This is a genomic window from Frankia sp. AgB32 (assembly GCF_023243045.1).
Classification (GTDB): domain Bacteria; phylum Actinomycetota; class Actinomycetes; order Frankiales; family Frankiaceae; genus Frankia.
In genome coordinates, this window is the sequence record NZ_JALKFX010000116.1 from 1 (window position 1) to 26,906 (window position 26,906).

Below are 26,906 nucleotides of genomic sequence, written 5' to 3' on the forward strand. Positions count from 1 at the left end.
CCCCGGCTGGTTTCGCCGCCGAGGCCCAGGTGCTGGCCAAGCTGGACCATCCACACGTCGTGCGGGTCTACGACTACGTCGAGGCCGACGGGCTGTGCCTGGTCCTGATGGAGAAGCTGGCGGGGGGCACCTTGACCCGGCTGCGGACGGGGATGAGCCCCGAGCGGGTCTGCGCGGTGGCGCTGGCGGTCGCCGCGGCGCTTGAGCACGCGCACGGGCACAAGGTGCTGCACCGCGACATCAAGTCGGACAACGTCATGTTCGCCGGCGACGGCACGCTCAAGGTCACCGACTTCGGCATCGCCAAGCTGTTCGGAGAGTCGGGGACGATCACCAGCGGCGTCGCGGGCACGCCGGCGTACATGGCCCCGGAGCAGATCGAGGGCGGCCAGCTTGGCCCGTGGACCGATCTGTATGCGCTCGGAATCCTCCTTTACAGCCTGTTCACCGGGCGGCTGCCGTTCGACCCGAAGCTGCCCGTCTTCACGCTGCTGAGCCAGCAGCTGACCGCGCCGCCGCCGCCGATGGACGGCGTGGCAGCTCCGCTGGCCGACGTGGTGCTCCACGTCCTGGCCAAGTCCCCGGCCGACCGTCCGCCGGACGCCGCAGCCTTCGCGCTGGAGCTGGCGGCCGCGGCGGCGACGGTGTTCGGCGCCGGCTGGACGGCGCGCGGTCAGATGCCGCTCTATCTCGAGGACGCGGTCCGCGCCGTGACCGAGCGGCCGGACCTGAGCACCGCGGTCGTCCCGGCCGTCCCGCTCGTCCCGGCCGTCCCGCTCGTCCCGGCCGTCCCGGGCGATCCGGCCGTCCTGAGCGATCCGGGCGTCCCAGGCGATGCGGAGCCGCCGACGGCCGAGTCCGGCGCGGATGCCGCCGCGGATCAGCCCGTCGGCCCGCGCGCCAGGAGCCCGCGGCGCTCGCGCGGTGCCTGGGTCGCCGGCGTCGTCGCGCTCGTGCTGGCGGTGGTGGCCGGGGCCGTGCTCCTGTCCATCAGGAACGACCCGCCCGGGCACCCCACGGCTCGCACCCCCGCGACGGCGTCGCCGAGCACCGGGCCGGCCAGCTCGACGCCCTCCGCAGGCACGACGGGAGCGCGGACAGCGGGGCCGAGCGACCCGACCCGGTCAAACGGCCCGGCCACGTCGAGCGACCCGGTCGCGTCCCCGGTCGCGTCGACGGTTCCGGCCGGCGGTCCCGCCAGCACCGCCGCGTCGCACGTCCAGCCCGCGAACGCCGCCCCGAGCCTGACAGCGTCGTCCATCGCGGGCATCAACGGCGGCGACGACAGCGCACAGGTCCCGGGCTCCGAGGCCGATACCTCCTGGGTGGCCAACGACGCGAGCTGTTCGGCGTGGCTGGACTTCAACGGCGCCGGCTCCTTCGCCGGAGTGCTCAACACCTCGCTGAGCCAGTCCTGCGGCGCCAAGCTCTTCCGCAACGACGGGATCGCGTACTCCTTCTCCGCGTCCTGGGGCGCCATGAAGACGAACTACATTCCCGTCGACGGACACACGATGTGGATCTGCGTCTGGAACGCGGCCAGCCCGGCCACGACCGAGCAGTGCGGCCCCCACTTCGGCCTGACCGGCACCACCCCGGTCAGGAAATGACCGGCTGACGACAGGCCCGTCGACTTCCGTAGAGCTGCGATCAGCAGCGATCTCGGCCTCGTCCGCCGGGGCGCGCCGGCACCGGCGGCAGCGTGCACGCCAGCCAGACCGCAGGGCGCCGACCGGCCGCGACAGCGCTACGACTGGCGCTAACGGAATGTCTGGCTGGGTCTGAAGGGTTCCCGCACCGACGTCGCATCGGCGTACGGAACATGCCGCGCGGCGTGACGGCTACCGCCGGCTGATCCTTCGCTACGAACGCAACGGGCTCAGTTCCCTGGGTTTCCTTCTTCTCGCCGCCGCAATCACCTGTTGGCAGAAACTCCCACACCGCATGAGACACGCTCTAAGCGGTCATCAAGTTGGCCGCCGCGGTCGCACCCAACTCCCAACACGCTTCGCGTGTGGAAGCGTCGAGCGCTCCCACCACCGTCAGCGGCTCCCGCAAGCGCTTCCACCGCAGCCCCGTAGTGATCGTCTCTACCGATCTCACGGCGCCCGTGGTGTCGCTGCCTCCGTGGACGTAGAGGGCATACGGCCGACCGACGGTTGCTTCAAGGCAAGGATAATACACACCATCAAAAAAGTGCTTCAAAGCCCCCGACATGTAACCAATATTGACTGGAGTACCAAGAATGTATCCGTCGGCAGCCAGGACATCCGAGGCAGTTGCCGAGAGTGCCGGCCGAACCTCAACTTCCACGCCCTCAATGTCATCCGCCCGAGCGCCTGACAGAACCGCCTCCAGCATCTCCTGCAGGGTCGGGGACGGGGTGTGATGGACTACCAGCAGCTTCGACACAGGCACACCCTTCCAGGCGGGGCCGAGGTTACCTGACGGCGCCGGTCGCCGCCGTCGAGGCAGGTCACGACCACGCTGTGCGCCGCCCGCCCGCCTGGCCAGCCCGATGGTCGTGGGCTGGTCAGGCGGGCACGGTCGGGTAGGTGTCAGTGCAGCCAGTGGGAGAGGAAGGCGCCGGCCAGCGTGTGGATGGTCAGAACGACGATGGCGATGGCCAGTACGGGCACCACCACCAGGCGTTCGGCTCTGCCGTCGGTGCGGGGGACCAGGACGACCGCCATCCGCCAGTTCACCGGCCAGAGCAGCAGGCAGCCGCGGGGGGTCAGGCAGTCACCGATGAGGTGCGCGAGGCAGCCCGCGACCACCGGGTAGGCGACGAAGCGCATGTCCAGGCCGTGCATCAGGTAGACGGCGATGCCGGCCGTCACGCAGTCCTTCAGGCCCGACCAGAACTCGTGCCCCTCGAAGTCCAGGCCGAGGCCGCGCAGGCCGAAGCCGACGAGGATGAACAGCGCCGCCCACCAGCCATACCGGAAATGGGTCGCCAACTGGCTCATCGCGACGCCCATGGCGACGGCGAAGAGCAGGGAGTGGGTGGCGTGCCGATGGCCGCCGCTGGCCCGGCTCACCCATCGGCACAGCGTCCGGGTGACCGGGCCAAGGGTGTGCGCGATCCGGCCGTTGGGATGGTCGATGTCGGGCAGCAGGCCCGCGCCCGCGGCGACCACCCCGCCGGCGATCACCTGATGGGACGACAACGACAGCGCGTAGCTCCCCAGCCAGTCCTCCCGGCCCAGCACGGGCACGGCGGCAAGCCAGAGCGCGGCGCCGCTCAGCGCATGCGTCCGCCCCATCACCGTCGACAAACCTCATGGATCGACATTCGGCGGACTCTAGCGTGACGTTTTCGCCGGCCTCGCCGGGCGTACCCGGCCGGTCCGGGTGAGTGCACGCTTCGGGCGGGCCACGACCAGGAAGATGGCGGCGCCGCCGAGCCGGACGAGCACCGCGAGTCTCAGCCGAGCTGCTCGCGCAGCCAGGCAAGAGGCCCGCCCGACAGCGTCGCCAGGGCCGCGTCCGCGGTCATCGTGGTCGAGGTGGCAACCGGACGATGCTGCACCGTGCGGGACGCCGGGTAGTAGATGAACCGCTCGTCGAACTCCGCATGGAGTCGGAACGAGTCGACCCAGGTGGCAATCCCCTCGTGCGTGCCTCGGGCGGCCAACAGCTCCTCGGGAGTGGCGAATCGTTCGACGTGGTCCTGTTGATCCTTGCGGTCGATCGAGTAGTAGGCGTAGACGTTCTCGATCGGGTCGAATGGCCTCGTCCAGGCCGAACCCGGGCCTGTAGCCGATATCCCGTAGCCTGGCCCTCGTCGTCCCGCACGCAGCCGGTCCGCAGCACGAGAGTTCTGAGGAGGAGCCGGTGGACGCTCTCACGCTCGGGGCGCCGGACGCCCGGCGGGTGGTGCTGTTCGCCGCCGGCGCGGGCGGCGATCCGGAGCGTCATCGTCCGCTGCTGAAATACCTGGCGGCGCACGGCGCCCGGGTCGTCGCGCCGTACTTCGAGCGGATCATTCCCGCCGAGGCGACCACCGCGCAGCTCCTCGCGCGTCCGCTCGGCCTGGTCGCGGCGCTGCGGGAACACGCCGCGGCGGACCCGCCGGTCGCCGCGGTCGGCCATTCGATCGGGGGATGGGCCGCCCTCTGCCTGGCCGGGGCGACCCCCTGGTCGAGCGACGGCACGCCGATGGACGTGTCGCGCGAACCGAGGGTGTCCCGGCTGGCGCTGTACGCGCCCGCCGTCGGCTGGTTCGCGGCTCCGGGTGCCCTGGATGCCGTGACGGTGCCGACGCTCGTGTACGCGGGAGAGCTCGACCGGATCACCCCGGTCGAGCAGATCCGCGGCCTGACGAAGGCACCCGCCCGGGTCGACGTCACCGTCGTTCCGGGAGCGGGCCACTTCAGCTTCATGAGCATCCCGCCGCCCGGCACGATCGAGGACCCCGCGTTCGACCGCAACCGGTTCCTCGTCCAGCTCGCCCGCGAGACCCAGCAGTTCCTCAACTCCACCGGGGACTGATCCCCAGCCACCTCAGCCGTTGCGGACGGACTCCGGGCCGGTGATCCGGGTGAGCAGCGGCAGGGTCGAGGCGATGATGCCGAGCGAGAGAACCAGGCCGGCGGCGGCGAGCACGAAGAAGGTGGCGCCCGGCGGGACGAGCCGATAGTCGAGCTGCGACCTGAGGAACATCGCCGACGCGGCGAAGCCCGCGCCGACCGCGAGGAGGGCCGCGGCCAGCAGCGGCAGGGCGCTCTCGATGCCGATCGTGCGCCGCAGCATGGGGAGCGGGGCACCGGCGAGTCGCAGCATCGCGAACGGACGGCGCCGGTCCGACAGGCCGGTGACGACGCTGACCGCGAGACTGCAGCCGGCGATCGGCAGGGTGGTCGCCAGCACGACGCTCGCCAGCTGCCGCCAGCCAGCCAGGACCTTCTGCTGGTCGGCGGCCCAGTCGTCGACCGTCCTGGCCTCGTGGCCGGGGTAGGCGGCGGTGAGCAGTGTGCGGGTCCGCTCCAGGGCCGCCGTCGACCCGTCGGTGGTGACGTAGAGCATCTGCACGGGCAGGTTCGTGACCTCGGCCGTGCCGATGGGAGCGGCGGGCCACTCCTGGTCGGGCGTGGAGGTGAGGTTGATGAAGGCGCCCAGCGGCACGGCCGCGACGGCCGCCCCGGCCGCGCAGTGGCCCAGCACCGCGGTCCTGGCCAGGTCCGCGCACACGACCAGGCCGTCCGGGATGGGCGGGGCCGCCGCGGCCAGGGGATCGTCCGCGGCGGCGCGGGTCGTCGGGCCCGGACCGGAACCGCCCGGGCCTCGGCGCACCTCCGGCCGCGCGGTCCCGACACGGCCGGGATCCGCGTGGACGACAGCGAGGCCACCGGCACCGGGAACGGCGCGGATCCGGGCGACGAGGCGGTCGGGGCTGGTACCCGTCAGCGGCGCGCCGTCCATCTCGCCGTCCTGCACCACGGTTCTGGTGCGCACGTCGCCGGCCAGGGTGCCGCGGTCGGTGTTGATGGTACCGATGATGCTCACCGTCGCCGTGACCACGAACAGGGCGAGGACCAGCCCGCTGACCGAGCGGAAACCGGCGTTCGGGTCATCCGCGAGCCGGCGTGCCGCGATCAGCGTCGCCGGCCGCCGCGCCCGGCGCGCGCTCGCCCGGGCGGCGGTCATCGTCAGCCACGGCCCGGCGACCACCAGGCCGACCATGATGAGCAGGAACCCGGTGAGATAGGCCGCGGCCTGGCCGTTCGAGGTCGCCGGCCGGCGGTCGAGGAAGAACGCGAGCTCCCCGAGCCCGGCGGCGAGCACCGCCAGCCGCCAGGCCCGGGGCGGACGGGGCGTCGCCCGGCGGGTGATGCCCAGCGGGGAGATGATGACCCGGCGCAGCGCGACGCGGGCCGCCAGCGCCGCCGCCGCCGGGACGCCGAGGGTGACCGCGGCCACCTGGGCGGCGGACAGGGTGAGGTCCGCGGTGAAGAACCGCGCGCCGGTGAACGGGATGGTCGCCACCAGCGGGCGCAGCGCGAGGAACAGGCCGAACCCGACGGCCGTGCCGACCCCGGCGGCCAGGGTGGACTCCACCGTCGAGATCGTCGCTGTCTGCCGCGGGGTGGCGCCCACCAGGCGCATCGCGGCGTAGCGCTGCTCGCGGGTGGCGGCGGACAGCCGCGTCGCCGTGCCGATGAACATCAGGACGGGGAAGACCAGCGCGGCGGCGACCACCGAGAACATGAGCGTCAGGGCATCGCCGCGGATGCCGGTGACCAGGCAGTCGTTGCCGCAGTGCGGCGGCATCACGGCGGCGATGGTGGTGATCGTGTGTGCGTCGTGCCGGATCTTGAGCTCGGCCGGAGTCCGGCCGATGACCGCGACGAGCGAGTCCGGCGACGCGAGTGCGTCCGCGCCGATCACGCCGGCAAGGCGGCCGGGGATGCGGTCGCCGAGCTGGTCGGCGGGGGTGTCCCGCAGCAGCCTGGCGAAGGCCGGCGAGGCGTAGTACTCCCCGGCGGCGGGCAGCCTGGCCAGGCCCGGCGGGACGGGGGAGGTGCGGCCGGTGGCGGCGACGTCCACCTCGGCGAGGAGCTGGCCGTCGTGGTAGTCGCTGTGCGCCCACCACCACAGCGGGTCGACGGCGGCGGTCTGGGTCCGGCCCTCGGCGCCGCTGGCCAGCCACATCTGCCGGTCGTTCTGGTGGCCGACGGCGTTCGTGCCGGCCAGCGTGGACAGCAGCATCCCGACGCCGATGGCGACGGCGGCGGCGATGAGGACCAGCCGGCCGACGGCGGCCCGCCCGCCGCTGACCGCGAGGCGCAGCGCGAGCGCGATCACGATCCGACCCGCTCGACGGTGAGCGGGCTCGTCTGGCCATCCCGGACGATCACCTGCCGGTCGGCGTAGGCGGCGACCCGCGGTTCGTGGGTGACGATGACGACCGTGGTGCCCTGGGCGCGGGCCGCGTCGACCAGGAGGTTCATGACCTGCTCGCCGGTCAGCGAGTCGAGCGCGCCGGTCGGCTCGTCGGCGAAGAGCACCCTGGGCCGGGACACCAGCCCGCGGGCGAGCGCGACCCGCTGCGCCTGACCGCCCGAGAGCTCACCGGATCGGCGCCGCTGCAGACCGTCGAGGCCGAGCCGGCCGAACCACGACCGCGCCTCGGTGAGCGCCGCCGCCCGACGGGTCCCGCCGAGCAGCAACGGCAGGGCCACGTTCTCCTCGGCGGTGAGCTCCGGGACGAGCTGGCCGAACTGGAAGACGAAGCCGAACGCGTCGCGGCGCAGCGCGCTGCGCCGCTGCTCGTCGAGGGTGTCGATGCGCCGGCCGTCGAGCCACACCTCGCCCGCGTCGGGCACGAGGATGCCGCCCAGGCAGTGCAGCAGCGTGGACTTGCCGGACCCGCTCGGCCCCATGATCGACAAGATGTCGCCGGCGTCGACGGCGAGGGACGCGCCGCGCAGGGCCGGGTTCCCGCCGAAGGCCAGCGTGACATCGCGGGCCTCGATCAGGGCGCTCACGCGCGCACCTTCTCGGCGAGCTGGTCCAGGCGCCCCGACGTCGCCTCGATCCAGCGCAGATCCGCCTCGAGGTGGAACAGCCCGTGGTCGGCGAGCAGGACGTCGACGATCTCCCCGCCGCGGCGCAGGTCGGTGAGTTCGCGCATGCGGCGCAGGTGGGCCAGGCGCTGGGTGTCAAGGTAGGCGTGCGCGTCCCGGCCGAGCATCAGGGCCAGCACGACCTTGGTGAACAGCGTCGTCTGCAGGTGCGGCTCGGGCGGCACCGCCTCGGTGAGCCACGTCTCGAACTCGGTGGCGCCCGCCTCGGTGATGACGTAGCGCCGGCGTTCCGGCCCGGCGCCGGGCTCGGCCTCCCCGGCGATGATCTTGCCGTCGCGGGCCAGGCGGGCGAGCGTCGAGTACACCTGGCCGTACGGCAGCGGCTTGCCGCGCCCGAACAGGGAGTCGTACTCCCGTTTGAGGTCGTAGCCGTGGCTCGCCTCGCGTTCCAGCAGACCCAGCAGGGTCAGAGGGATACTCACAAGGTCACTATAACCCGCGTGTATACCTCGCGTGTAGATACCCGGTGGGCCCGCTGGTGCGGGGGTTGCTGGGCGAGTAGGCGCTGCCCCCGGTACTCGCCCGGCGCCGCGCCGGGCGGGCAGGCGAACAGGCCGCTGCCGACGTGCTGGATGTACTCGTTGAGCGCGTCGTCGGCCTTGCCGGCCAGCGAGCGCCGGATGGTGACGAACTGGCGGCGCGGATCGCGCTGGTAGGCGAGGAAGAACAGCCCGGCGTTCAGCCGGCCGAGATCGTCGGTGCCGTCGGTGAAGGAGAAAGGGCGTGGGACCCGACGAACGGGGTGTCCGGCGTGACATCGTCGACGCGCAGGTCGACGAGCGGGTCCAGGTCCCCGAACGACTCCGCGATCGGCTGCTGGGTCACGCAGCCAGTGGCGTCGGTTACCGCTGGCTGAGGCGGTCGACGGTCGCCAGGATGTCCCGGCGGATCAGGCTGCTGCCGGCCCGGATGGCAGCCCAGTAGAGGGCGAACCTGCGGCGGGTGATCTGATCGGTCGAGTATCCGCGGGTTTCGGTGCTGAGGACCGTGCCGGCGGTGTCGACGCGGAGGTGGAAGTCGGTCAGGTACTTGACCCAGCCGGGTTCGTCGTAGGCGGCGAAATCGTCGACGGAGGACACCTCGACGCGGTTCGGCGCACGTTGCCACGGTCGCGCGATTGCCGCGCCAAGGGCGTAGTCCGGTGCCTGGAGCGAGACAATGCTGACTGGGCCATCCGTGAACAACGGCCTGGAGTCGACGGCATTGCCGTGGCCGAGATGCCGAAGGGCCATCAGGGGCTTCGTGATGGTGAGCTGGTCGAGGGCCAGGCTGGTCAGGACGTCCCACACCCGGTCCGGGTCGGCCGAGAGGACCCGGGAGTGCCGTTCACTGAAGTGGTAGACCGGCATCGTCGTTTCAAGAAGAGTGGGCATTGTCCGCTCCGGTGGTGATGAGGGTGGACAGGACCGATCTGGAAATCCGGTCGACGACGGTGCTGGCGTCGTCCGTGTTGCCCGCGACGAGAAAGATCTCCGCCCAGGCCATTCCGACCAGGTGAGCGTGGACCTCGTCGGTCCCGATCGGATGGACCGGCCGCAGCTCACCGCGGGACCGGGCGCGGGCGAGAATTCCCGCGACCACCTCGAGTTCGGCGGTGATGAACCGGGCGTGGAATCCGTGTCGGAGCACCGGTTCGGCCTGCAGTTCCGCGAGCAGTCCGGGTAGCGCGTTGCGGACGACCGGTGCGCTGAGCAGGGCGACGACGTGTTCGACGAGGGCGTGCACATCGGCGCGCAGATCGCCCCGGTCGAACCGGCCGACGTCGAGTTCCGCGCCGTGCACGACCGCGGCGAACACGAGTTCCGGCCTGGTGGACCAGCGCCGGTAGATCGCGGCCCGGCCGACGCCGGCGGTCTCGCTGATCCGCGCGATCGTGACCTCGGCGTAGTCGCTGGAGGCGAGCAGGGTGCGCACCGCGTCGAGGAGCCGCGCGTCGATCGCACCCTCCCGCGGCCTGCCCCGCACGCCCGACATGATCCCTTTATATACGGAACCAGCGTTTCCGTAAATGGTCCGCGATCTACGGTGCGGGCAGGACCGCCACCTGCGTCCGGTGCAGCGCCGGGTGTTCGGCCTCGTCCGCGATGGCCCGCGCGAGCTGGTCGTATCCGAGCGTGCCGGTGAACAGGCGCTGGTCGAACGGCGGCTCGACGAGTACGTGGCCCGCCGCGCGAGCGGTGTCATCGGCCTCAAGCCCGGCCGGTGGGGTGATGACCAGCCAGTCGAGGGCGGACGCGAGGCGGCCCGGCGCCGGCAGCTCGCGGGCGTGCGCCCGCGCGAACGGCAGCAGGCCCGGCGCAAAGACGTCGGGGTCGTCCATCACCCTGCGTCCGTCGGCCATGGTCAGGTTGGCGAACAGCCCGATCGTGATCAGCCTGGTGACCGGTGATGTCCGCGCGGCGCCGGCCACCCCAGCGATAACGTGACCGGCTACCGTGGCGGAATGGAGATCGCCGCCGACGCTCCGCGTTTCGACCCGGCCTGCCCGATGAGCACCTTCCCGGTGCGGATCGGTGACAGGTGGACCGCGATGGTCGTCCTGTGCCTGGAAACCCGGCCGCGGCGGTTCACCGAACTCCGGCAGATCCTCGCTGCGGTGAGCGCGAAGGTCCTCACCGAGACCCTTCGCGCGATGGAACGCGACGGCCTGGTGAACCGAACCGTGTTCGACGAGAACCCGCCCCGGGTGGAATGCGAGCTGACCGCCCTCGGCCGGACGCTGCTGAATCTCGTCGAGGCGGCTCGGAGCTGGGCCCGGGACAACCTCGACGACCTGCTGGCCGCCCGCCGCCGCCACGACGACCGACGCCGCCACCCGGCGCGTGCTACCAACGACCACACTGGCATCGCGACTCGGTCGCAGTCGGGTGGGACACGACCGGCCGGACCGACCGGACAGAGGAGAGCGTGAATCTCAGTCTCGGTGTCTTCGACATCTTCGCCTACACCGTTCCGGGCTCGTTGTACCTGGCGCTGCTGCTGTATGTGCTGGACCGGGAGTCGTGGATCGATCTCGGGCAGGTGGGCGACCTCAACTCCACGGTGCTGATCGCGGGCGGGGTCGTCGCCAGCTACCTGCTTGGCCATCTGACGTACGCCCCGCGCCGGTTCCTGGGGCGGCGGATGCCGCGGTGGCTGAACCCAGGGGGCAGCGCTTCCCGGGAGTTTCTCGACCGCTTTCCCGCCGCCGAGTCGATGGCGTTCGTCCGGGTCGACCGGGCGGTCGTCTTCGCCGCCATCGAGGTCAAGGCACCTGACTCGGCGGTGGAGATAAGCCGGCACCGGGCCAGCGGGATAGCGCTGCGCAACGCCGGGCTGGCTTTCCTCCTGTCGGCGGGCGTCGCCGTCGTCGAACTGGTCGTCGGCCATGAACGGGGTCTGGCGGGGTTCTGCGTGGGCGCCTTTCTCGCAGGCTTCGTTGGCGCGACGCGGGCCGGGCACGAGCTGTCCCGGTGGGCGGCGCTGAAAACCCTCGAAGTGGCGTTCTGGCTACCTGACATCGAAGCGGCGCTGATCGCGAGATCGCCGGCCCCTCCGCAGCCACCGCCTGCCCCGGCAGCGCCGGCCGGAACGCCCTAGCGCGTTCGTCGCCGAGGAGCGCAGCCGCGTCGCCCGGGAGATCCACGACGTCGTCGCGTACAGCGTCTCGGTGATCATCATGCGGCGGCGGCCGCGGACGACGTCTTCGACACCCATCCCGACCAGGCCCGCCAGGCGCTGCGCTCGATCGAGACCACCGGCCGCGACGCGCTGGCCGAGCTGCGCCGCCTGCTCGCCGTGGTCCGTCCCGGCGCCGACGACGCGGACCCGATGCGTCCGCGGCCTGTCCACCGGCACCGGGTCGAGGGGCTCGCCCAGGTCGGGCCCGCCCTGCTCGCGAACAGCGCGACCGCGCACACCGCGCTCGGTCGCTGGATCGACCTGTTCGTCGACTTCCTGGTGACCAAGCGCGGACTCGCCGCCGTGCTCCAGTCCGACGACCCCTGCCACGACCCGCTGCACAGCTACTTCCTCGAACGGCTCGTACCCGTGCTCGCCCGCCTGCTCGACGCCGCGGCCGGCGCCGGCGAGATCCGCCCCGACTTCGGCGCCCACGAACTCATGCGCGGGGTCGCGAGCCTGTGCGCCGGCGCCGGCCAGCCTGACTCGCGGCTCTGCCCGTCAACCGGGCGTGATGGGCCCAGAAGCTGTCGCTGCGGATGGCCTCCAGCGCGGTGGTCGCGACGCCCTCTGGTTCGGCGAGGACGGCTTTCGCGCCGCCCGCCTCCAGGCCCTTCTGCACGAAGCTCATCGTCTCGGGGTCGCCGGCCAGGTTCGTCCGGGTGAGCGGCGGGAGCACGAGGTGCGCCCGGATGAGCGACTCGCGGTCGCGTAGCTGGCCGTGCAGACATTCCATCAGCGTGCAGACGGCCGACTTGGACGACGAGTACGCCGGCGTCTGGTACATGGCGCCGACCACGCCGGAGCCCGACGACGTTCCCAGGATGTGGCCGGGAGTGCCCTGGGCGATCATGCGGGGCGCGAACGCCTTGATGCCGTCGACGACGCCGAAGAAGTTGATGTCGTAGATGCGGTGCCAGTCCGTGATCTCGTCGTCCAGCGGGTTGCCGCCGCCGGCGACGCCCGCGTTGAGGAAGAGGATGTCGACCTGGCCGTACCGCTCATGTCGTGACCGCCGGCCGCCAGCTCCCGTGCGGCGTCCGTTCTCGCTATGCAGCACTTCAATCCCCAAGGATGCGTCTGTGCTGGCGTGCGACTTGGCGCCGTGACAGGGTGGGTTCATGACGGACGTGGAACGGTTCGAGGTCTCCCGGCAGATCGCGGCGTCACCGTCGGCGGTGTTCGCCGTGCTGCGTGATCCCGCCGGGCACGTGAAGATCGACAGCTCCGGGATGCTGCAGTCCGCCGAGGGCGAGCTGGTGGCCGCGGTCGACGACACGTTCGTCGTCCACATGGACCGCGAGTCGCTCAACGACTATCCGCTCGGCAAGTACGACGTCACCGTGATCATCACGAAGTACGAGCCGGACGCGCTCCTCGAATGGACGATCCGCAGCCGGGTCAGCGCCGAGCCGCTGCGGCACCTCTACGGCTACCGCCTGGAGCCGAATGACGGTGGCACACGGGTGATCTCGTACTACGACTGGTCGCAGATCCACGAGGACTACCGCGGCAAGGGCGTCTTCCCCGTCATCCCCGAGGCCGGCCTGCGCGCCACCCTCGGCATCCTCGCCCGCACCGTCGAGTAGCGCGCAGCCACCGCCGGGCCTGGTCGTCGCCGCCCGGTGAGACGAGGTCGGCTCGTGGACCTCACGATCCTTCGGCACGAGGTCAGCGATGGGATTCTCACGGTCACGCTCGACCGGCCGGACGCGCTCAACGCGTTCACGGTCGAGATGGGGTGTCGGGCTGCGCGACCACCTCGCGACCCTGGCCAGCCACGAGACGAACTAGCAGGTCACCGGGACGGATGCGCGGCGAAGAACCGCCAGATGGTGCTGGTGGCGTCCAGCGCCGTCGACGGGGTGTCGGCGCCGAGGAGCTGGGCGGCGCGGCTCGGCGTCGCCCCGGGCCACTGGTGGCCGGCCCCGGCGATCGTGACCAACTGGACGGTGCGGCCGGCCGGGCAGGCTGCCGTGGACGTCGTCACCGAGGCCCTGGTGGTGATCGCCGGTGCCGCGCAGCGGTCGATGCCGCGCCAGGTCTCGTTGACGGCGGGCACGGGCGGACCGTCGATGGGCGTGCTGTTCGGGCTGTAGGGCTTTCCGGGTCCGCCGTCGTAGCGGATGGTCGGATCGTCGGTGCCGTGGATGTGCAGCACCGAGGCCGGCGTCGCCCCTGCGCAGTCGACCAGCATGGTGGTGGAGTCCACGCCGACCGCGGCGAACAGGTCCGTTTCGCAGGCCATCCGGTAGGCCATCGCGCCGCCGTTGGAGACGCCGGAGAGGAAGATCCGGTGCGGGTCGAGGCGGATCTGGTGGCCCAGGGACGCGACGGCCCGCGTCAGGAAGGCGACGTCGTCGACGCCCGAGCGGGCCGCCGGGCCGCAGCAGCCGCCGCCGGCGTTCCAGGACCGGTCGCTTCCGTCGGGCAACGCGACCAGGAAGTGGCCGGCGTCGGCGGCGGCGTCCCAGTGGTACGTCTGCTCGGCCTGGGTGCCGCTGCCGTACCCGCCGTGCAGCATGACGACGAGCGGTGCCGGTTCGGTGAGCCCGGCCGGCCGGTAGAGATGGATCATCCGCGACACTCCGTCGCTGACGAGCGTCTGGCTGGACCTGCCGACCGGGACGGCGCCAGGCCCCGCCGCGACCGCGGCCGTGCTCGTGGCCTGGGTGGACGGCATCGATCCGGACCCTCCGGCCGCTCGATCCGCCGGCCCGCAGGCGGCCAGGCCGGTGGTGAGCGCGACGGCGGCCACGAGAGCGAACAGCGCTGGTGGGCGGCGCCGCCGCCGAGGTGGGCCGCTGTTCGTCGTCATGGTCCGCGTCATGGTCCGCATGATAGGCAAGGCACTTGCCTATCTGCAATGGCAGGATACGACGGGTGGGAGACATGTCCCGGCCGCTGGGCGCGCAGACCACACCTGCGCTGGTGCAGGCACTGGCCCGCGCCCAGGCCGCGCGGGTGTCGGCCGGGTTCGCCGAAGCCGGGCTGACCGGCCTGCGCCCCGGCCACGCGCAGCTGCTCGTCCCGCTGCTGGCCGGCGGTCGGCGGGTCTCGGAACTCGCCGACCACCTCGGCGTGACCCGCCAGGCCGTGGCGCAGGTCGTCACCACCCTGGAGAAGGGCGCCTACGTGGTCCGCTCCGTCGACCCGACCGACGGCCGGGCCCGCGTCGTCGAACTCACCCCACGCGGACTCGCCGCACTGCGGACGATGCGCCGCACCGCCGTGGCCGTGGAACAGCAGTGGGCGCGGCGCCTCGGCGCCGATCGGCTGGACGAGCTGCGCGCCCTCGTCCTGAGCCTGCTCTGCGACGTCCCCGTCGAGTAGGAGCCGTCCGCCAGATGGTCCGGCGCCGGACCATCTGGCGGATCGTGGCCGCGGCGACGCCGGGCAGGCTCGGGTCGGCGACCGGCTGATCCGCCGTGACCGTGCCGAGCAGGTCGACGTCCTTGTGCAGCGTCCGCGCGTCGCCGACGGCCCGGTAGACGTTGAGCGAACAGCACGCGCCGCTGCCGTTCGCGACGACCTCGGCGAGCGCCGCGGCGTCGAGGCCCAGCTCGCCGGCCATGTCGAACATGTCGAAGACCACGCCGGATACGGTCGCCACCGGTCGACCCTGGTGGCCCAGACCGATGAAACCAACCTGGGGCTGCTCAGCGCGCACGGAAATTCCGTCGTGGGGGATCGGGCCGGCGTCAGGCGCCCGCGCGGGCCGCCTCGCGCAGCAGGGCACGGGTGCGGGCGGCCGCCGGGCCGTGGAACTCGCCGGCGACGAGATCGGTGACACCGGCGTCGGCGAACTCGGCGAACCTGGCACGCACCGCGTCCTCCCCACCGATCACCGCCACGTCGGCCGGTCCGGCGACGCCCTCCCGGTCCAGCATCGCCCGGTAGGACGGCAACGTGCCATAGACCTTGAACTCCGCGGCGGCCTGCGCCCGCGCGGCGGCCGGATCGTCGGTGACGGCCACCGGCAGCATCGCCACCACCCGGGCCGGCGGCCGACCAGCGGCCGACGCCGCGCCCTGGATCGTCGGCACGACGTGCCCGCGGACCGTGCGTGGCCCGGTCATCCACAGCACGGTGCCGTCGACCCGCTCGCCGGCGAGGCGCAGCATCTTCGGCCCGAGCGCGGCGGCCAGCACCGGGACCCGCCCCGTCCACGGCGTGGTCAGCGCCGCCGCGGCGCGCACCGTCTCACCCAACACGTCGACCGGCTGGCCGTCGAGCAGCGGCAGCAGTACGTCCAGATACTCGTCGAAGTGCCGCAGCGGCCGGTCGAAGCTGTAGCCGAACATGCCCTCGATGACCCACTGGTGCGACAGGCCGATACCCAGGGTGAGTCGGCCGCCGACGGCGAGCGCGGTGGTCAGCGCCTGCTGGGCGAGTGCCACGGGGTGGCGCGGATAGGTCGGCACGACCGCGGTGCCGACCTCGATGCCGGGGACCTGGCTGCCGGCGACCGCCAGCGCGGTCAGCGCGTCCAGACCGAAGATGTTCGACAGCCATGCGGAGTGCAGCCCGTCGTCCGCCGCCCGGGCGAGGGTGTCGCGCACCCGCCCCAGCGCCTGCGGCCCCCGGGTGTCCGGCAGCGTGATCCCGATACGCATGCGTGCTCCGTCCGTCGCGGGCCCTCGTCGGCTCGGCTGGCCGACATGACGCCGACAACAGCATGCTTACCCGATCCGGCGCGGCCGTGCTCCCAGAGGAATGTCGAATCAGTCCTTCATGTCCGCGGCGCTGCTCATCAGCAGGACGGCGTCCCGGCGGTTCAGGGAGCCGAACGGCGCGCCACCGGTCTGCGGGTCGAAGCCGTAGCTCCAGGTGGGACCGTCCGCGACCCGTCGGAGCCGCCAGCGACCACGCCCCACGGTCCCGGCTGGCCGCCGCGCGGCATCGCCCACGGAACCCGGCGGGAAATGCCCAGGTGATTTTCAGGGAGCGCAAGCGGGCTCGTAAGCCGCCGGACTGATGCTCGTGGTGGCAGCGAAGGCTGACCAGAGGAGCGGGAGACGCCATGAGTGAGGACGCACAGCAGAGGCGTGACGAACCGGCGCAGCACCCGGTGTGGGCGCGCCCTGCGGGCCAGCCGTGGCCACCGGCGCCCCTCACCCAGCCCGGCGGCGCGGCCTGGCAACCCTGGCCGGGCCCCGGCTGGGCCGCGCCGCAGCCGCTCGCACTGCCCGTACCGCCGCCCAGGCGGCGGCGCGTGCCGCCGCTGCTGCTCGCGGCCCTTCTGCTCGGCGCGGCCGGCGCCGGCGCCGGGATCGGGCACGAGGTCTGGACGCCGTCGGGCTCGACGAGCGCCGTCTCCGGCGTCTCCGGGCTGCGCGGCGGGCTGGGTTCCGGTGGCGGCACCTCCGGCGGCCTGCCCTTCGGTCTGGGCCAGGGCGGCGGTCTCGGGTCGTCCGGCCAGTCGCCGCTCGACCAGGGCGGCACCTCGGACGGCAGCTCGGGCGGATCCGGCACGGAGGGCAGCGGCGCGCCGAGCGACGTCTCCGCCATCGCCGCCAGGGCGGCCCCCGCGCTGGTCGACATCACCGCGACGTTCAGCTACCAGAGCTCCCAGGGCGCCGGCTCCGGCATCGTGCTGACCTCCTCCGGCGAGGTCCTGACCAACAACCACGTCATCGATGGCGCCACCACGATCAGCGCGACGGATGTCGGCAACGGGAAGACCTACAGCGCGAGCGTCGTCGGCTACGACTCGACCCACGACATCGCCGTTTTGCAGCTCAAGGACGCCTCCGGCCTGACCGCAGCCACCCTCGGTGACTCGACGACGGCCGCCGTCGGCCAGTCCGTGGTCGCGATCGGCAACGCCGGCGGAACCGGTGGCACCCCCACCAGCGCCGGCGGGTCGATCACCACGCTCGACCAGTCCATCACCGCCAACGACGACCTGGACGGCACCGCCGAACAGCTCTCCGGGCTCATCGAGGTCAACGCCGACGTCGAGGCCGGTGACTCCGGCGGGGCCCTCGTCAACGACAGCGGCAAGGTGATCGGCATGAACACCGCCGCGTCGGCGGGCTTCGCGATGACGCCGTCGGCCCAGTCCGCGGGCAACCAGGGCTTCGCCATCCCGATCAACCAGGCGCTCGCCACCGCAAGGCAGATCGAGGCCGGGCAGGGCAGCGACGTGATCCACGTCGGCCCGGCGGCCTTCCTCGGCGTGATGATCTCCTCGTCCGACAGCCAGGGCGGCGGCCGTGGCGGCGTCGGCGTCGGCGCCGGGTCGACCACCTCCGCAGCGGCGGTCAGCGCAGTGGTCGACGGGACCTCGGCCCAGCAGGCCGGCGTGGTGGCCGGGGACGTGATCACCTCGCTGGATGGTCACGCCGTGGATTCCGCCACGGCCCTGAGCACGCTGATGGTGACCCATCACCCGGGCGACAAGGCACAGCTCGGCTGGGTGGACACGTCCGGTCGGTCCCGGACGGCAACGGTCGACCTCGGGACCGGGCCGCCGGCCTGACCGGGCCGTGTGAGGAGCCGCTCAGGGCAGCCGGCGTGCACGCAGGACCACGTCGTCGGCGTGGTGCGCGCCGGCGCCGCCGTCGGGTGCGACGCGCGCCCGCTGCTCGTGCACGTCCACAGTCCAGCCGTCGGTGAGAAGCGCGGCGACCATCGTGGGCCAGACGTAGTCGGCCGGGTCGAAGCCGTCGTCGTGCACGGGTTGGGTGTCCATCCCGGCGTGGTGCACGACGAGCAGGACCCCGCCGGGTGCGACCGCCCCGAGCAGCGCCCGCTCCGCCGCCGCGTCGGGGGTGCGCAGCAGGGCCGGGTACAGCGCGCAGACCAGATCGAAGGAGCCGGCCGGGAACGCCGCCTCCACCAGGCCGGCGTGCACCCAGCGGACGGTGACACCGGCGTCGTGCGCATGCCCGGCGGCCCGTTCCAGGGCGACGCCCGAGACCTCGAGGCCGGTCACGTCCCAGCCGCCGCGCGCGAGCCAGACGGCGTCCGCGCCCTCACCGCTGCCGACGTCCAACGCCCGCCCGGGCGTCAGTCCGGCGACCTCGGCGACGAGCGCGCCGTTGGGCTGGCCGCTCCACAGCCGTTCCCGCTCGCCGTACCGCCCATCCCACCTGGCCCGCACGGCCGGGTCGCCGATGTAGCCGTCGGCGGCGGAGAGAACGTCGGATGTGGGCGGTCCTGCCGCGATGTCGTCATGCACCGGTCCATCGTCACCCTCGCCGTCCGGTCTCCCGAATCCGTTTGCCAAAGTGGCAAACATCTGCGGGGCCTGGACGAAGAGCGCGTCGTCCTCGGCCGGGGCGCGTCGCTGCTGTGCGTCGCCCACGTGGGCTTCGCGCTCATCGGCCGGCACGAGCCGGGTCTGGAGGCACTCCTGTTCGTCCTCGCCGGCGCGGCCGCCGGCGCCGTCGAGTACGCCGGCGTGGGCCAGCTTGCCTCGCGCGACGCCCGCAGGATCGCCTTCGGTGTGCTGGCGGCGATCCAGAGCGTCGGACGGATCGCCGCGACGGTCACCGCGGGCGCGCTGTGGACCTTCGTGTCGCCGACCGCCGGCCTCCTGGTCACCGGCCTGGTCACCGGCCCGCTGCTGGTCGCCGGGATCGGCTGCCTCGCGGTTCGCCCGGAGCCGGCCAGGTGAGCGCCGGAGTTCGCTGGACCAGGGCCGGGGCCAGCTCGCGCCACTCGCGATCCGGCAGCGCGGTCGGGTCGGCGGTGAGGACCTGGACGCAGACGTGGTTCGCCCCGGCGTCGAGATGCTCGCGCACCCGGTCGCGGATGACCTCGACGTCGCCGTGGGCGACGATCGCGTCCACGAGGCGGCGGCTCGGCCCGCCGACGAGGTCGGCGTCGTCGAAGCCGAGCCGGCGCACGTTGGCCTCGTGGTGCGCCGCCATGGCGACGTAGCCGGCGACGTGGGCGGTGGCGAGATCGCGGGCCCGGTCGGCGTCGGTGTCGAGCACCACGGCCTGCTCGACGGCCAGGAACGCCGCCGAACCCATGATCCTGCGTGCCTGCCGGGTGTGGTCGACGGGCACGAAGTAGGGATGGGCGCCCCAGGTCCGTTCGGCGGCCAGCGCCAGCATGCGCGGGCCGAGCGCGGCGAGGACCCGCCGTGGCGCCGGCTGCGCCGGCAGGCTGTGGACGGGCACCGCGTCCATGGCCGCGAGATAGGCGGTCATCGACGAGACCGCCCGGCCCACGGCCGGCATCGGGTAGCCGTCGAGCTGGTGGAGGGTGTCGTCGACCCGGTGCCCGCCCAGGCCGAGCAGGTAGCGGCCGGGATGTGCCTCGCCGAGCGCGCGGGTGGCGGTCGCCATGGCGACCGGGTCGCGGAACGTGATGTTGGCGATGGCGGAGGCGACGGTGAGGCGCTGGGTGGCCGACAGCAGCAGCCAGGCCTGGCTCACCGTGTCGCGGCCGAAGGCCTCGCCGTACCAGAGGGCGCCGTAGCCCAGCTCCTCGATCTCCGCGGCGGCCTCGCGCACCCGGCCGGCCGGGTGCGCGTCGAGGGCCATCGTCCAGATGCCGACCTGGTCGAGATCGTCCTGCGCGTCCTGTGTCACTGCTCTCCCGTCTTATCCGGACACCCTGTCCGGTTTGCCTCGGCTACGATACGGACAGCCTGTCCGGTTGTCCACGGGAGGAGGCGGCGGAAGGAGGCGAGGAGTCCGATGGTCGAGCGGGATCCCCCGCAGCGGGGCCCACGCACGGATGCCCGGCGCAACCGGGAACGCCTGCTCGCGATGGCGCGCGAGGCGTTCGACGAGGCCGGCCCCGACGCCTCCCTCGTGGAGATCGCCCGCCGGGCCGGAGTCGGGCAGGGCACCCTCTATCGACACTTCCCGACCCGCGCCGCGCTACTGCGGGCCGTTCTCGCCGACCGGATCGAAAGGCTGTGTCAACGGGCGGGCGAACTGTCGGCCACCGCGTCGGCGGACGACGCGCTCGCGGCCTGGCTTCGGCTGTTCCTCGACCATGCGCGGATCAACCAGGGCCTCGCCGGGGCCTTCATGGCCGAGGGTCCCGAGGCGTCGGTGGCGGACTGCCACCAGGCGATCACGGCGACCGCGACTGACCTGCTCGACCGTGCACGGCGCGACGGCAGTGCCCGCGCCGACCTTCGCCCGGAGGATCTTCTTCAGCTCGTCGTCGGCATTGCCCTGGCCACCGCCCGCGACGACGACGGCGGCCAGGCCGACCGACTGCTCGCCCTGGCCCTTGATGCCACCCGCCAGAAACCCGCGCCCAGCACCGACTGAATACCCCCGGTCGTCGGAGGCGTATCGGAGAATCGTCGCGATGTCCGCGCGGGACCGCGAACAAAGGTGGTGAGAATGGCGGTTCGAGTCGGTTTCGGCATTCCTGACTGCTTTCCCGGGTGGGCCGGCCGGCTGACGTGAAGCGGGTGTCGGGACCGCGATGGGCGGGCGGCGTGCGGTCGCCGCGCGCGGCCACGGGTGTGCCAGGAGGAGGGGGCTCTTTTGGGTGGTCGGTGTCGCCGCCGGCCGCCAGGTCATCGTCCTTCACGTTCGCCGCGACATACTGGCTCAGGAAGAAGGAGTGGTTATTTTCCGCTTCGGCGTCGGGCTGGGCCTGTGCGACGAGCATGGGACCGAATGCGCTGATGGAACTCGGCGGCGGCGTTCGGCCGGCGTTTCGTCCCGAGGGGGAGACACGTGTCTACGGCAGTACTGAAGGTGACAAGCGAGGCCGGGCAGGTGAGCGTGGCCGCGGGCAAGCCGCGGTTCATCATCGGCCGGGCCCGCAACGCGGACCACGTGATCGCGGATGGCCGAGTCTCCCGGCAGCATCTGATGATCGAGGAGACCGCGCACGGCTGGGCCGTGCGGGATGTGAGTTCCAACGGCACCTGGCTCGGCGGCAGCCGGATGCTGAACACGGTCGAGGTGCACGGCGAGACGCGGTTCCGGCTCGGCACGCCGACCGGCCCCGAGGTCGTGCTGCTCGCCGAGGCGGCCTCGCTGGCCTCCCTGCCGGTCGCCCTTCCCGGCGCGGCCGCGGACCAGCAGACCATGCTGCCCCACCAGAGCGGCTACGCCCCGCCGCGCACGCCGGGCCCGGCGATCCCGCCGGCCCGCGACAAGGACGAGGAGGGGGAGCAGGAGCACGGCCAGGACGACGGCCCTGATCCCGACCAGGCGCAGCCCGCCGGGCACCCGCGGCTGGACCGCGAGCACGAGCGCGGCACGGTCTACCCGCTGTGCCAGGGGACGATGACGATCGGTCGCGCCCGGGGCAACGACATCGTCATCGCCGACCTGCTCGCCTCCCGCCATCACGCCTCGCTGACCGTGCGCGGCCAGGACGTCGAGCTCGTCGACATGGAGTCCGCGAACGGCACGTTCCTCGACGGCCGCCGCGTCCAGACCGCGCCGGTCGGGCAGGGCGACATCATCGCCATCGGCCACCACGTGTTCCAGCGCGAGGGCGACCTGCTCGTCGAGTACCTCGACTCCGGTGACGTCAGCTTCGAGGCCGAGCATCTCAACGTGCGGGTCGGCGACAAGCAGCTGCTGCACGACATGACGTTCCGGCTGCCCGGGCGGGCGCTGCTCGGCGTCGTCGGCCCGTCGGGCGCCGGGAAGTCGACGTTGCTGGGCGCGCTGACCGGTTTCCGCCCGGCCGACGAGGGGGCCGTCCGCTACGCCGGCCGTGATCTCTACACCGAGTACGACGAGCTGCGCCGCCGGATCGGCTACGTGCCGCAGGACGACATCCTGCACACGTCGCTGACCGTGCGAAAGGCCCTGGAGTTCGGCGCCAAGCTGCGGTTCCCACCGGACGTGACGGCGAAGGAGCGGGCCCGGCGGATCGACGAGGTCCTCGCCGAGCTGAACCTCACCCCGCACGCGGCCACCGTCGTCGCCAGGCTCTCCGGCGGCCAGCGCAAGCGGGTCTCGGTCGCCCTGGAACTGCTCACCCGGCCCACGCTGCTCTACCTCGACGAGCCGACCTCCGGCCTGGACCCGGGCATGGACCTACAGGTCATGCAGTCGCTGCGCAAGCTCGCCGACGACGGACGCACGGTCATCGTCGTGACCCACTCGGTCGCGCAGCTCGACCTGTGCGACTACGTCCTGGTGCTCGCGCCGGGCGGGCATGTCGCCTACTTCGGTCCGCCGGCGGACGCGTTGCCGTTCTTCGGCGAGCAGGGCTATCCGTGGGTGTTCCTGCGCCTGCAGGAGAACGAGGGCACCGAGTCGGCGGCCCGTTTCCGCCAGTCGCGGCACTACGTCCCCGCGTCGGTGACGGCGCCGTCGGCCCGGCCAGCGCCGGTGGAGCTGCCGAGCATCCGCCAGCAGTCGGTGCCCTCCCAGCTGGTGACGCTGACCAGACGCACCCTGGCGGTCATCGCGTCGGACCGGGGCTACCTGCGGCTCGCGATCGCGTTCCCGTTCGTGCTGGGCGCGATCCCACGGGCGATCAACGGAAACTTCCTCGACAGCCCGGACAGGTTCACGCCGAACTCGGACGCGCCCACCATCTTCCTGATCATGGTGCTGTGTGCCTGCTTCATGGGCATGTCGAACTCGGTGCGGGAGATCGTCAAGGAACGGGCGATCTACCAGCGGGAACGCGCGATCGGCCTGTCGAGAGCCGCCTACGTCGGCTCGAAGGTCCTGGTCCTGTTCATCATCACCGTGTTGCAGGTGGTGCCGTTCACGATCATCGGGCTGGCCGGTCGGCAGCCCCCGGATCACCTGGCGCTCGGCAACACGATCCTGGAATGCATGATCGCGGTGTTCCTGGTGACCTTCGCCTCCGGCATGATCGGGCTGGTGATCTCGGCGTCCGTGGACAACGCCGACAAGACGATGCCGCTGCTGGTCATCGTCACGATGGTCCAGCTGGTGTTCTCCGCCGGGATCGTGCCCATCGGCGGGCAGGTGGGGCTGGAACAGGCCGCGGTCCTCTCGCCGGCCAGGTGGGGCTTCGCGGCGATGGCCGCCGACGCCGACTTCAACACGATCACCCGGGCCGGCGTCCCGCGGCCGAAGACCATCAACGGCGTGCCCGTCGCCGGTCAGACCGTGCCGATCAACCCGCGCGCGCCCGAGCCCGACCCGTTGTTCACCCACTCGAACAGGCATTACGCGTTCGACATCGGCGCCGGGATCGTGGTCACCGTGGCCTACATCGGCGTCATTTCCCTGCTGCTGCGCCGACTCGACCCGAAGAAGACCAGGAAACGAAGTCCGGCCCGGCAGTAGGCGGGCGCCCGAACGGGAGGCGGGTCCGGTCCTGTGCTGGGCCGCCTCGCGAGGAGGGGGTGCCCGGCGCCTGCCGGACACCCCCTCTTTCATGGTCGTACCGGCGCGCCCGGTGCCGGTTCCGCCGGGCGCGCCCACGTGGTGGGAGGGGCGGCTACCGGGCGCCGAGCGGCTGGCCCTGAACCGGGCCGACACCCGCGAGGTCGCGCAGGCGGTTCTCGACGTAACGCTCGCTGTGGTTCGTCCGGTCGGCGATCCGCGCGATGAGGTCGTCGACCCCGACAGCGGCATCCAGGTCCGACGTGCTGACCTGACCGAACTGGTCCAGAATCTGGTAGCGAAGCCGCTGCCAGTTCTGGCGGAGCTGCTGCTCGACCTGCCGACGCTGCTGCTCCTGCTGCTGCTGGCTCATGTATCGATCCCTTTCATGATTGCATTCCGGCGGTTTGGAGGTGCGAGAGAAACGCTATCCCAGGAGTGCCGCCGAAGCCGTGCCGGGCGCCGGATGACGGGGTATTGTCGCTGCCTGCCGTATTGTTTCCAATAGTCCCGGAGAAATGCCGACGCGCCAATTTCCGCCAGTGGTGAAAGCGGGAATTTGGCTGGCATTCGGTCCCCGGGCGCGCGGGGTCGACGACTCCGTACGATTCAGGGCACTGCTGAAGAGGCCGATGAGCGCGCGGAACTCGTCCAGGCCGTACTCGGCGGCGGGTTCGAGTCCGACGAAACACGCCGGACCCTGACGCTACTGTGCCGATCCCGGCGCCAGTGGTCCGCGATGCTCAGCGGTGCCGGCCGAATCGGGCTGGTTCGGGCGGCGCGGCGAGCAGGCGGGTGCCGGCCAGCTCGAGGGTGGGCGCGGGTGGGCCGAGGAGATAGCCCTGGCCGTAGGGGATTCCGGCCTGGATGATGGCCCGCAGCTGGGAGGCGGTCTCGACACCTTCGGCGATGACCTGCTCGCTGAGTTCCCGGGAGATGCTGACGATGCCGCTCGTCACGGCACGGCGCACGGGATCGACGTCGATGTTCCGGATGATCGAGGCGTCGATCTTGATGTAGTCGGGGTGAAGCCGGATCACGTGTTCGAGGCTGCTGTAACCGGTCCCGAGATCGTCGATGGCCAGGCGCACCCCGCCCAGGCGCAGCGCGGCGAGATTTCCGTCCAGCGTGCTGTCGCCGAGCTGTTCGTTCTCGGTGACCTCGATGACAAGGTGACCGGCGGGCCGGGCGTTGACGAGGAGTTCGACGAGCTCGGTGGTGATGGTCGTCGGCGACGCGTTGACGCCGAGCAGGACACCGGGGGGCAGGTGTCCCAGCGCGCGCAGCGCCTGCCGGATCGCGGCCTTTTCCAGGTCGGCGCCGAGACCCACGTTGTGGGCGGCGGCGAACCACCACTGCGGACCGTGGGAGCTGCCCGGAAACCGCGAAAGCGCCTCGACGCCCAGGACCGTCCCGTCAGCGAGGTCCCGGACGGGTTGAAAGACGACCCGTGGGCCGCCGTTGTCGATCAGATCGAGGATCGTCTGGAAGAGCCGGGCCCGCGTGCCCCACATCCGATGAAGATCGAGTATCGAGGTGCGCAGCGACGTCGCCAGCAGGCGCAGGAACGGGCCGTCCGCCGGCGACGGTGCACGCTGAGGTCGAGACCCCAGGCAGCCGACCAGGCCGTACAGCGAGCCGTCGTGATCGTGGACCGGCGTCGCGGCATAGGACCGGATCCCCAGTTCGTGGAACCCGGCTGTCTGCGTGACACGAGGATCAGCGTGGATGTCGGGAATCACCTCGGGGGCGGTTCCGCGCAGGATCTGCGTGTACAGTCCTTTTTCGGCACGCACGGTGACGCCGGGGGCCAGGCTGAACCGCTGCGCGTCGCCGTCGAGGACCTGCAGCACGAGCAGGTCGCCGGTCAGCCGGCCCAGCCAGGCCACATCCATCCGCAGGGTGCGACGCAGGATGCCCAGCAGGTCGACCACCGCGGGGTCCGGGTCACCCACGTCCATCCGTGGGCCGAGCAACGCCCTGTGAACCACGACACGTTCACCCCCGACTACAGGCTGCCCACCATCTCCCGGCACATCCCAGTCGCGGGACGTCGATGTTCGCCGGATCGCCGGGCGGGGCGGCCCAGCACCGCCGCGGCGCCCGGGTCAGACGGTGGCGGGCGCGGCGGTGGCGGTGGCCGCCTGCGCCCGGCGGCGCTCGGCGCGCTCCAGGCTCGCGGCGAAGGACGTCGTGTCGAACCAGGTCGGGAACGCGCGGGCGAGGGGAGCGGGGCCGTGGACCTCGACGTGGCCGGTGTCCAGCAGCGCCCGGTACGGCACGCGGCCGAGTAGCCATCGGTGCATCTGGCGGGCGTTCGCGGTGACGGTGAGGTGGGTGTCCTGGCGTGGATCGTCCCGGCAGACCGTCATCGCGGGCTGCTCGACGTCAAGCCATGCCTCGGCGGCGCCGGGCCCGGTGAGGATCATGTGCACGAGGGTCCGCTGGAACGGCAGCCGCTCCGCGACCGCGTTCTGGTGCAGCCGCCAGATCAGCGAGAGCCCGTCGCAGTCCTCGTCCTCCGGGTCATCGAAGATCCATTCCGCGGCCCACTGCCCGAGAGCCCAGATGATCGGTGTGATCGACCGACCGGACTCGGTCAGCGTGTAGCGGCCGGGGCGGCCCCGCTCGGCCGGCGCCCTGCTGATCAGACCGTGGCGTTCCAGGGCCCGCAGCCGCTGCGCGAGCAGCGTGCGGCTCATCCGCGGGAGGCCGCGGTGGATTTCGTTGAATCCCTCGGCGCCGACCATGAGTTCCCGGATCACCAGCGGTGTCCAACGGTCGCCGAGGACCTCGACACCCAGTGCGATGGGGCAGTAGTCCGAATGGATCGGCATCCCGACATCGGACCACGGCCGGCGGCCGCTGAGTAGTACAGAACTGGTACCGGATCTGACGGTCGGCCGACAGGACAGGTACAGAAACGCGACTGGTTGACGAGGCGGTGGTCGACGGACGCTCGTTCCAGGCCCCGACGGGGGGCGACGCCAGCCCGCAGAGCGACCATCCAGGCGCGGTGGGCTGGTCCGACGAAGGAGACACGCGATGACCCACGGTGCAACGACCCTCAGCGAGACGACGACCACCGGGCCCGATCTGGCCGCGGTCAAGAACAAGCAGCAGAAGACCTGGTCCAGCGGCGACTACTCGGTGATCGCCACCCGGATCGTCCTGCAGAGCGAACTGCTCGCCGAGGCCGCCGACCTGCGCCCCGGCTGGCGGGTGCTGGACGTGGCCTGTGGTTCCGGCAACGCGGCGATCGCCGCGGCCCGCTCCGGCACGCACGTCGTCGGTGTCGACTACGTGCCCGACCTGCTCGCCCGGGCCCGGGACCGGGCGGCGGTGGAAGGGCTCGAGGTGCGGTTCGAGGACGGCGACGCGGAGAACCTGCCGGTCGCGG

Annotated in this window: 31 protein-coding genes and 1 pseudogene; 12 read left to right on the forward strand and 20 right to left on the reverse strand. The window is 72.1% G+C overall.

The annotated features are described in order from the left end of the window. A partial coding sequence (locus MXD60_RS24890; protein ID WP_248821832.1) for a protein kinase domain-containing protein occupies nucleotides 1-1,610 on the forward strand: 1,610 nt, incomplete at its 5' end. A gap of 346 nt (nucleotides 1,611-1,956) precedes the next feature. Here the strand turns inward: MXD60_RS24890 and MXD60_RS24895 are convergent. The 3 genes from MXD60_RS24895 to MXD60_RS24905 all read right to left on the reverse strand — a co-directional run bounded on the left by MXD60_RS24895 (nucleotide 1,957) and on the right by MXD60_RS24905 (nucleotide 3,637). Then, nucleotides 1,957-2,361, reverse strand: a complete 405-nt coding sequence (locus MXD60_RS24895; RefSeq protein ID WP_248821891.1) for a flavodoxin family protein — start codon at nucleotides 2,359-2,361, stop codon at nucleotides 1,957-1,959. A 197-nt stretch (nucleotides 2,362-2,558) separates the two neighbouring features. Next, complete coding sequence (locus MXD60_RS24900) at nucleotides 2,559-3,266, reverse strand: metal-dependent hydrolase (protein WP_248821834.1); 708 nt, start codon at nucleotides 3,264-3,266, stop codon at nucleotides 2,559-2,561. 161 nt (nucleotides 3,267-3,427) lie between these two features. Continuing rightward, a complete protein-coding gene (locus MXD60_RS24905) occupies nucleotides 3,428-3,637 on the reverse strand; it encodes a hypothetical protein (RefSeq protein ID WP_248821840.1) in 210 nt (69 codons plus the stop codon). Nucleotides 3,638-3,837: 200 nt separating this feature from the next. On the opposite strand from MXD60_RS24905, the gene MXD60_RS24910 reads away from it, so the two are divergent. Continuing rightward, nucleotides 3,838-4,494, forward strand: a complete 657-nt coding sequence (locus MXD60_RS24910; RefSeq protein WP_248821847.1) for an alpha/beta hydrolase family protein — start codon at nucleotides 3,838-3,840, stop codon at nucleotides 4,492-4,494. 12 nt (nucleotides 4,495-4,506) lie between these two features. Here the strand turns inward: MXD60_RS24910 and MXD60_RS24915 are convergent, their stop codons facing one another. Genes MXD60_RS24915 through MXD60_RS24950 form a run of 8 tightly spaced genes read right to left on the reverse strand, consistent with a single transcriptional unit; the run spans nucleotide 4,507 to nucleotide 9,999 of the window. Beyond that, a complete protein-coding gene (locus MXD60_RS24915; RefSeq protein WP_248821850.1) occupies nucleotides 4,507-6,807 on the reverse strand; it encodes an FtsX-like permease family protein in 2,301 nt (766 codons plus the stop codon). Then, a complete protein-coding gene (locus tag MXD60_RS24920; RefSeq protein WP_248821852.1) occupies nucleotides 6,804-7,490 on the reverse strand; it encodes an ABC transporter ATP-binding protein in 687 nt (228 codons plus the stop codon). The genes MXD60_RS24915 and MXD60_RS24920 overlap by 4 nt, the downstream gene beginning before the upstream one ends. Then, complete coding sequence (locus MXD60_RS24925; protein ID WP_248821854.1) at nucleotides 7,487-8,011, reverse strand: PadR family transcriptional regulator; 525 nt, start codon at nucleotides 8,009-8,011, stop codon at nucleotides 7,487-7,489. Before MXD60_RS24925 ends, MXD60_RS24920 begins: the two co-directional genes overlap by 4 nt. Then, nucleotides 8,008-8,271, reverse strand: coding sequence for a Dyp-type peroxidase domain-containing protein (locus MXD60_RS24930; RefSeq protein ID WP_308222601.1), 264 nt, complete (start codon nucleotides 8,269-8,271; stop codon nucleotides 8,008-8,010). Before MXD60_RS24930 ends, MXD60_RS24925 begins: the two co-directional genes overlap by 4 nt. After that, nucleotides 8,268-8,414: a hypothetical protein gene (locus tag MXD60_RS24935; protein ID WP_248821855.1), complete on the reverse strand. Its 147-nt coding sequence runs from the start codon at nucleotides 8,412-8,414 to the stop codon at nucleotides 8,268-8,270. The genes MXD60_RS24930 and MXD60_RS24935 overlap by 4 nt, the downstream gene beginning before the upstream one ends. Nucleotides 8,415-8,431: 17 nt before the next feature. Then, on the reverse strand, nucleotides 8,432-8,962 hold the full coding sequence (locus MXD60_RS24940) for a hypothetical protein (protein WP_248821857.1): 531 nt from the start codon (nucleotides 8,960-8,962) through the stop codon (nucleotides 8,432-8,434). After that, the gene (locus tag MXD60_RS24945) at nucleotides 8,946-9,563 is read right to left on the reverse strand and encodes a TetR/AcrR family transcriptional regulator (RefSeq protein ID WP_248821859.1); all 618 of its coding nucleotides are present in this window, start codon (nucleotides 9,561-9,563) and stop codon (nucleotides 8,946-8,948) included. Before MXD60_RS24945 ends, MXD60_RS24940 begins: the two co-directional genes overlap by 17 nt. A gap of 46 nt (nucleotides 9,564-9,609) precedes the next feature. Next, nucleotides 9,610-9,999, reverse strand: coding sequence for an NAD(P)-dependent oxidoreductase (locus MXD60_RS24950; protein ID WP_248821861.1), 390 nt, complete (start codon nucleotides 9,997-9,999; stop codon nucleotides 9,610-9,612). A gap of 12 nt (nucleotides 10,000-10,011) precedes the next feature. Here MXD60_RS24950 and MXD60_RS24955 point away from each other — a divergent pair, with 12 nt between their 5' ends. The 3 genes and pseudogenes from MXD60_RS24955 to MXD60_RS30515 form a co-directional block, all read left to right on the forward strand. Beyond that, nucleotides 10,012-10,500 (forward strand): HxlR-like winged helix-turn-helix transcriptional regulator, encoded by a 489-nt coding sequence (locus MXD60_RS24955; protein WP_308222599.1) that lies wholly within the window; start codon nucleotides 10,012-10,014, stop codon nucleotides 10,498-10,500. After that, nucleotides 10,497-11,168 (forward strand): hypothetical protein, encoded by a 672-nt coding sequence (locus MXD60_RS24960; RefSeq protein WP_248821863.1) that lies wholly within the window; start codon nucleotides 10,497-10,499, stop codon nucleotides 11,166-11,168. The genes MXD60_RS24955 and MXD60_RS24960 overlap by 4 nt, the downstream gene beginning before the upstream one ends. A gap of 138 nt (nucleotides 11,169-11,306) precedes the next feature. Next, nucleotides 11,307-11,666 (forward strand): annotated as a pseudogene (locus MXD60_RS30515) (hypothetical protein); the annotation flags it as partial. Between the two features lie 22 nt (nucleotides 11,667-11,688). Here the strand turns inward: MXD60_RS30515 and MXD60_RS24970 are convergent. Then, entirely contained in the window at nucleotides 11,689-12,309 is a 621-nt protein-coding gene (locus tag MXD60_RS24970) for an SDR family NAD(P)-dependent oxidoreductase (protein ID WP_248821865.1), read from the reverse strand. Between the two features lie 61 nt (nucleotides 12,310-12,370). On the opposite strand from MXD60_RS24970, the gene MXD60_RS24975 reads away from it, so the two are divergent. Continuing rightward, the gene (locus MXD60_RS24975) at nucleotides 12,371-12,838 is read left to right on the forward strand and encodes an SRPBCC family protein (protein WP_248821867.1); all 468 of its coding nucleotides are present in this window, start codon (nucleotides 12,371-12,373) and stop codon (nucleotides 12,836-12,838) included. A gap of 209 nt (nucleotides 12,839-13,047) precedes the next feature. On the opposite strand, the gene MXD60_RS24980 is transcribed toward MXD60_RS24975, so the two are convergent. Beyond that, on the reverse strand, nucleotides 13,048-14,067 hold the full coding sequence (locus tag MXD60_RS24980; RefSeq protein WP_248821869.1) for a CE1 family esterase: 1,020 nt from the start codon (nucleotides 14,065-14,067) through the stop codon (nucleotides 13,048-13,050). 74 nt (nucleotides 14,068-14,141) lie between these two features. Between MXD60_RS24980 and MXD60_RS24985 the strand changes: the two genes are divergently transcribed. Next, on the forward strand, nucleotides 14,142-14,582 hold the full coding sequence (locus tag MXD60_RS24985; protein WP_248821897.1) for a MarR family winged helix-turn-helix transcriptional regulator: 441 nt from the start codon (nucleotides 14,142-14,144) through the stop codon (nucleotides 14,580-14,582). A 368-nt stretch (nucleotides 14,583-14,950) separates the two neighbouring features. Here MXD60_RS24985 and MXD60_RS24990 read toward each other — a convergent pair whose 3' ends face one another. Both MXD60_RS24990 and MXD60_RS24995 read right to left on the reverse strand, forming a co-directional pair. Further along, nucleotides 14,951-15,865, reverse strand: a complete 915-nt coding sequence (locus MXD60_RS24990; RefSeq protein WP_248821871.1) for a TIGR03564 family F420-dependent LLM class oxidoreductase — start codon at nucleotides 15,863-15,865, stop codon at nucleotides 14,951-14,953. A gap of 108 nt (nucleotides 15,866-15,973) precedes the next feature. Next, nucleotides 15,974-16,126: a hypothetical protein gene (locus tag MXD60_RS24995; protein WP_248821873.1), complete on the reverse strand. Its 153-nt coding sequence runs from the start codon at nucleotides 16,124-16,126 to the stop codon at nucleotides 15,974-15,976. A gap of 146 nt (nucleotides 16,127-16,272) precedes the next feature. On the opposite strand from MXD60_RS24995, the gene MXD60_RS25000 reads away from it, so the two are divergent. Then, nucleotides 16,273-17,733, forward strand: coding sequence for a S1C family serine protease (locus MXD60_RS25000; protein ID WP_248821875.1), 1,461 nt, complete (start codon nucleotides 16,273-16,275; stop codon nucleotides 17,731-17,733). Nucleotides 17,734-17,754: 21 nt separating this feature from the next. Here MXD60_RS25000 and MXD60_RS25005 read toward each other — a convergent pair whose 3' ends face one another. Then, a complete protein-coding gene (locus tag MXD60_RS25005) occupies nucleotides 17,755-18,435 on the reverse strand; it encodes a class I SAM-dependent methyltransferase (protein WP_248821877.1) in 681 nt (226 codons plus the stop codon). On the opposite strand from MXD60_RS25005, the gene MXD60_RS25010 reads away from it, so the two are divergent. After that, nucleotides 18,430-18,873 (forward strand): MFS transporter, encoded by a 444-nt coding sequence (locus MXD60_RS25010; protein WP_248821879.1) that lies wholly within the window; start codon nucleotides 18,430-18,432, stop codon nucleotides 18,871-18,873. The genes MXD60_RS25005 and MXD60_RS25010 overlap by 6 nt on opposite strands. Here MXD60_RS25010 and MXD60_RS25015 read toward each other — a convergent pair. Beyond that, nucleotides 18,809-19,798: a TIGR03620 family F420-dependent LLM class oxidoreductase gene (locus tag MXD60_RS25015; protein WP_308222600.1), complete on the reverse strand. Its 990-nt coding sequence runs from the start codon at nucleotides 19,796-19,798 to the stop codon at nucleotides 18,809-18,811. The genes MXD60_RS25010 and MXD60_RS25015 overlap by 65 nt on opposite strands. A 108-nt stretch (nucleotides 19,799-19,906) precedes the next feature. Between MXD60_RS25015 and MXD60_RS25020 the strand changes: the two genes are divergently transcribed. Beyond that, nucleotides 19,907-20,494, forward strand: coding sequence for a TetR/AcrR family transcriptional regulator (locus MXD60_RS25020; RefSeq protein ID WP_248821881.1), 588 nt, complete (start codon nucleotides 19,907-19,909; stop codon nucleotides 20,492-20,494). A 417-nt stretch (nucleotides 20,495-20,911) separates the two neighbouring features. Continuing rightward, entirely contained in the window at nucleotides 20,912-23,467 is a 2,556-nt protein-coding gene (locus tag MXD60_RS25025) for an FHA domain-containing protein (protein WP_248821883.1), read from the forward strand. A gap of 154 nt (nucleotides 23,468-23,621) precedes the next feature. Here the strand turns inward: MXD60_RS25025 and MXD60_RS25030 are convergent, their stop codons facing one another. The 3 genes from MXD60_RS25030 to MXD60_RS25040 all read right to left on the reverse strand — a co-directional run bounded on the left by MXD60_RS25030 (nucleotide 23,622) and on the right by MXD60_RS25040 (nucleotide 26,343). After that, nucleotides 23,622-23,879, reverse strand: coding sequence for a hypothetical protein (locus tag MXD60_RS25030; protein ID WP_248821885.1), 258 nt, complete (start codon nucleotides 23,877-23,879; stop codon nucleotides 23,622-23,624). A 370-nt stretch (nucleotides 23,880-24,249) separates the two neighbouring features. After that, nucleotides 24,250-25,467: a sensor domain-containing phosphodiesterase gene (locus MXD60_RS25035; RefSeq protein ID WP_248821901.1), complete on the reverse strand. Its 1,218-nt coding sequence runs from the start codon at nucleotides 25,465-25,467 to the stop codon at nucleotides 24,250-24,252. A 147-nt stretch (nucleotides 25,468-25,614) separates the two neighbouring features. Next, entirely contained in the window at nucleotides 25,615-26,343 is a 729-nt protein-coding gene (locus MXD60_RS25040) for a winged helix-turn-helix transcriptional regulator (RefSeq protein WP_248821887.1), read from the reverse strand. Between the two features lie 208 nt (nucleotides 26,344-26,551). On the opposite strand from MXD60_RS25040, the gene MXD60_RS25045 reads away from it, so the two are divergent. Next, the coding region (locus MXD60_RS25045) for a class I SAM-dependent methyltransferase (protein ID WP_248821889.1) at nucleotides 26,552-26,906 on the forward strand (355 nt) is incomplete at its 3' end.

Bases quoted from the DNA above. Each gene is read 5' to 3' on its own strand.
- MXD60_RS25000 (WP_248821875.1), top strand. From the start codon at position 16,273: ATGAGTGAGGACGCACAGCAGAGGCGTGACGAACCGGCGCAGCACCCG.
- MXD60_RS25035 (WP_248821901.1), bottom strand. From the start codon at position 25,467: ATGGACGTGGGTGACCCGGACCCCGCGGTGGTCGACCTGCTGGGCATC.
- MXD60_RS25040 (WP_248821887.1), bottom strand. From the start codon at position 26,343: ATGCCGATCCATTCGGACTACTGCCCCATCGCACTGGGTGTCGAGGTC.
- MXD60_RS25020 (WP_248821881.1), top strand. From the start codon at position 19,907: ATGGTCGAGCGGGATCCCCCGCAGCGGGGCCCACGCACGGATGCCCGG.
- MXD60_RS24900 (WP_248821834.1), bottom strand. From the start codon at position 3,266: ATGGGGCGGACGCATGCGCTGAGCGGCGCCGCGCTCTGGCTTGCCGCC.
- MXD60_RS24895 (WP_248821891.1), bottom strand. From the start codon at position 2,361: ATGCTGGAGGCGGTTCTGTCAGGCGCTCGGGCGGATGACATTGAGGGC.
- MXD60_RS25010 (WP_248821879.1), top strand. From the start codon at position 18,430: ATGCACCGGTCCATCGTCACCCTCGCCGTCCGGTCTCCCGAATCCGTT.
- MXD60_RS24990 (WP_248821871.1), bottom strand. From the start codon at position 15,865: ATGCGTATCGGGATCACGCTGCCGGACACCCGGGGGCCGCAGGCGCTG.
- MXD60_RS24975 (WP_248821867.1), top strand. From the start codon at position 12,371: ATGACGGACGTGGAACGGTTCGAGGTCTCCCGGCAGATCGCGGCGTCA.
- MXD60_RS24940 (WP_248821857.1), bottom strand. From the start codon at position 8,962: ATGCCCACTCTTCTTGAAACGACGATGCCGGTCTACCACTTCAGTGAA.
- MXD60_RS24985 (WP_248821897.1), top strand. From the start codon at position 14,142: ATGTCCCGGCCGCTGGGCGCGCAGACCACACCTGCGCTGGTGCAGGCA.
- MXD60_RS25030 (WP_248821885.1), bottom strand. From the start codon at position 23,879: ATGAGCCAGCAGCAGCAGGAGCAGCAGCGTCGGCAGGTCGAGCAGCAG.
- MXD60_RS24945 (WP_248821859.1), bottom strand. From the start codon at position 9,563: ATGTCGGGCGTGCGGGGCAGGCCGCGGGAGGGTGCGATCGACGCGCGG.
- MXD60_RS24980 (WP_248821869.1), bottom strand. From the start codon at position 14,067: ATGACGACGAACAGCGGCCCACCTCGGCGGCGGCGCCGCCCACCAGCG.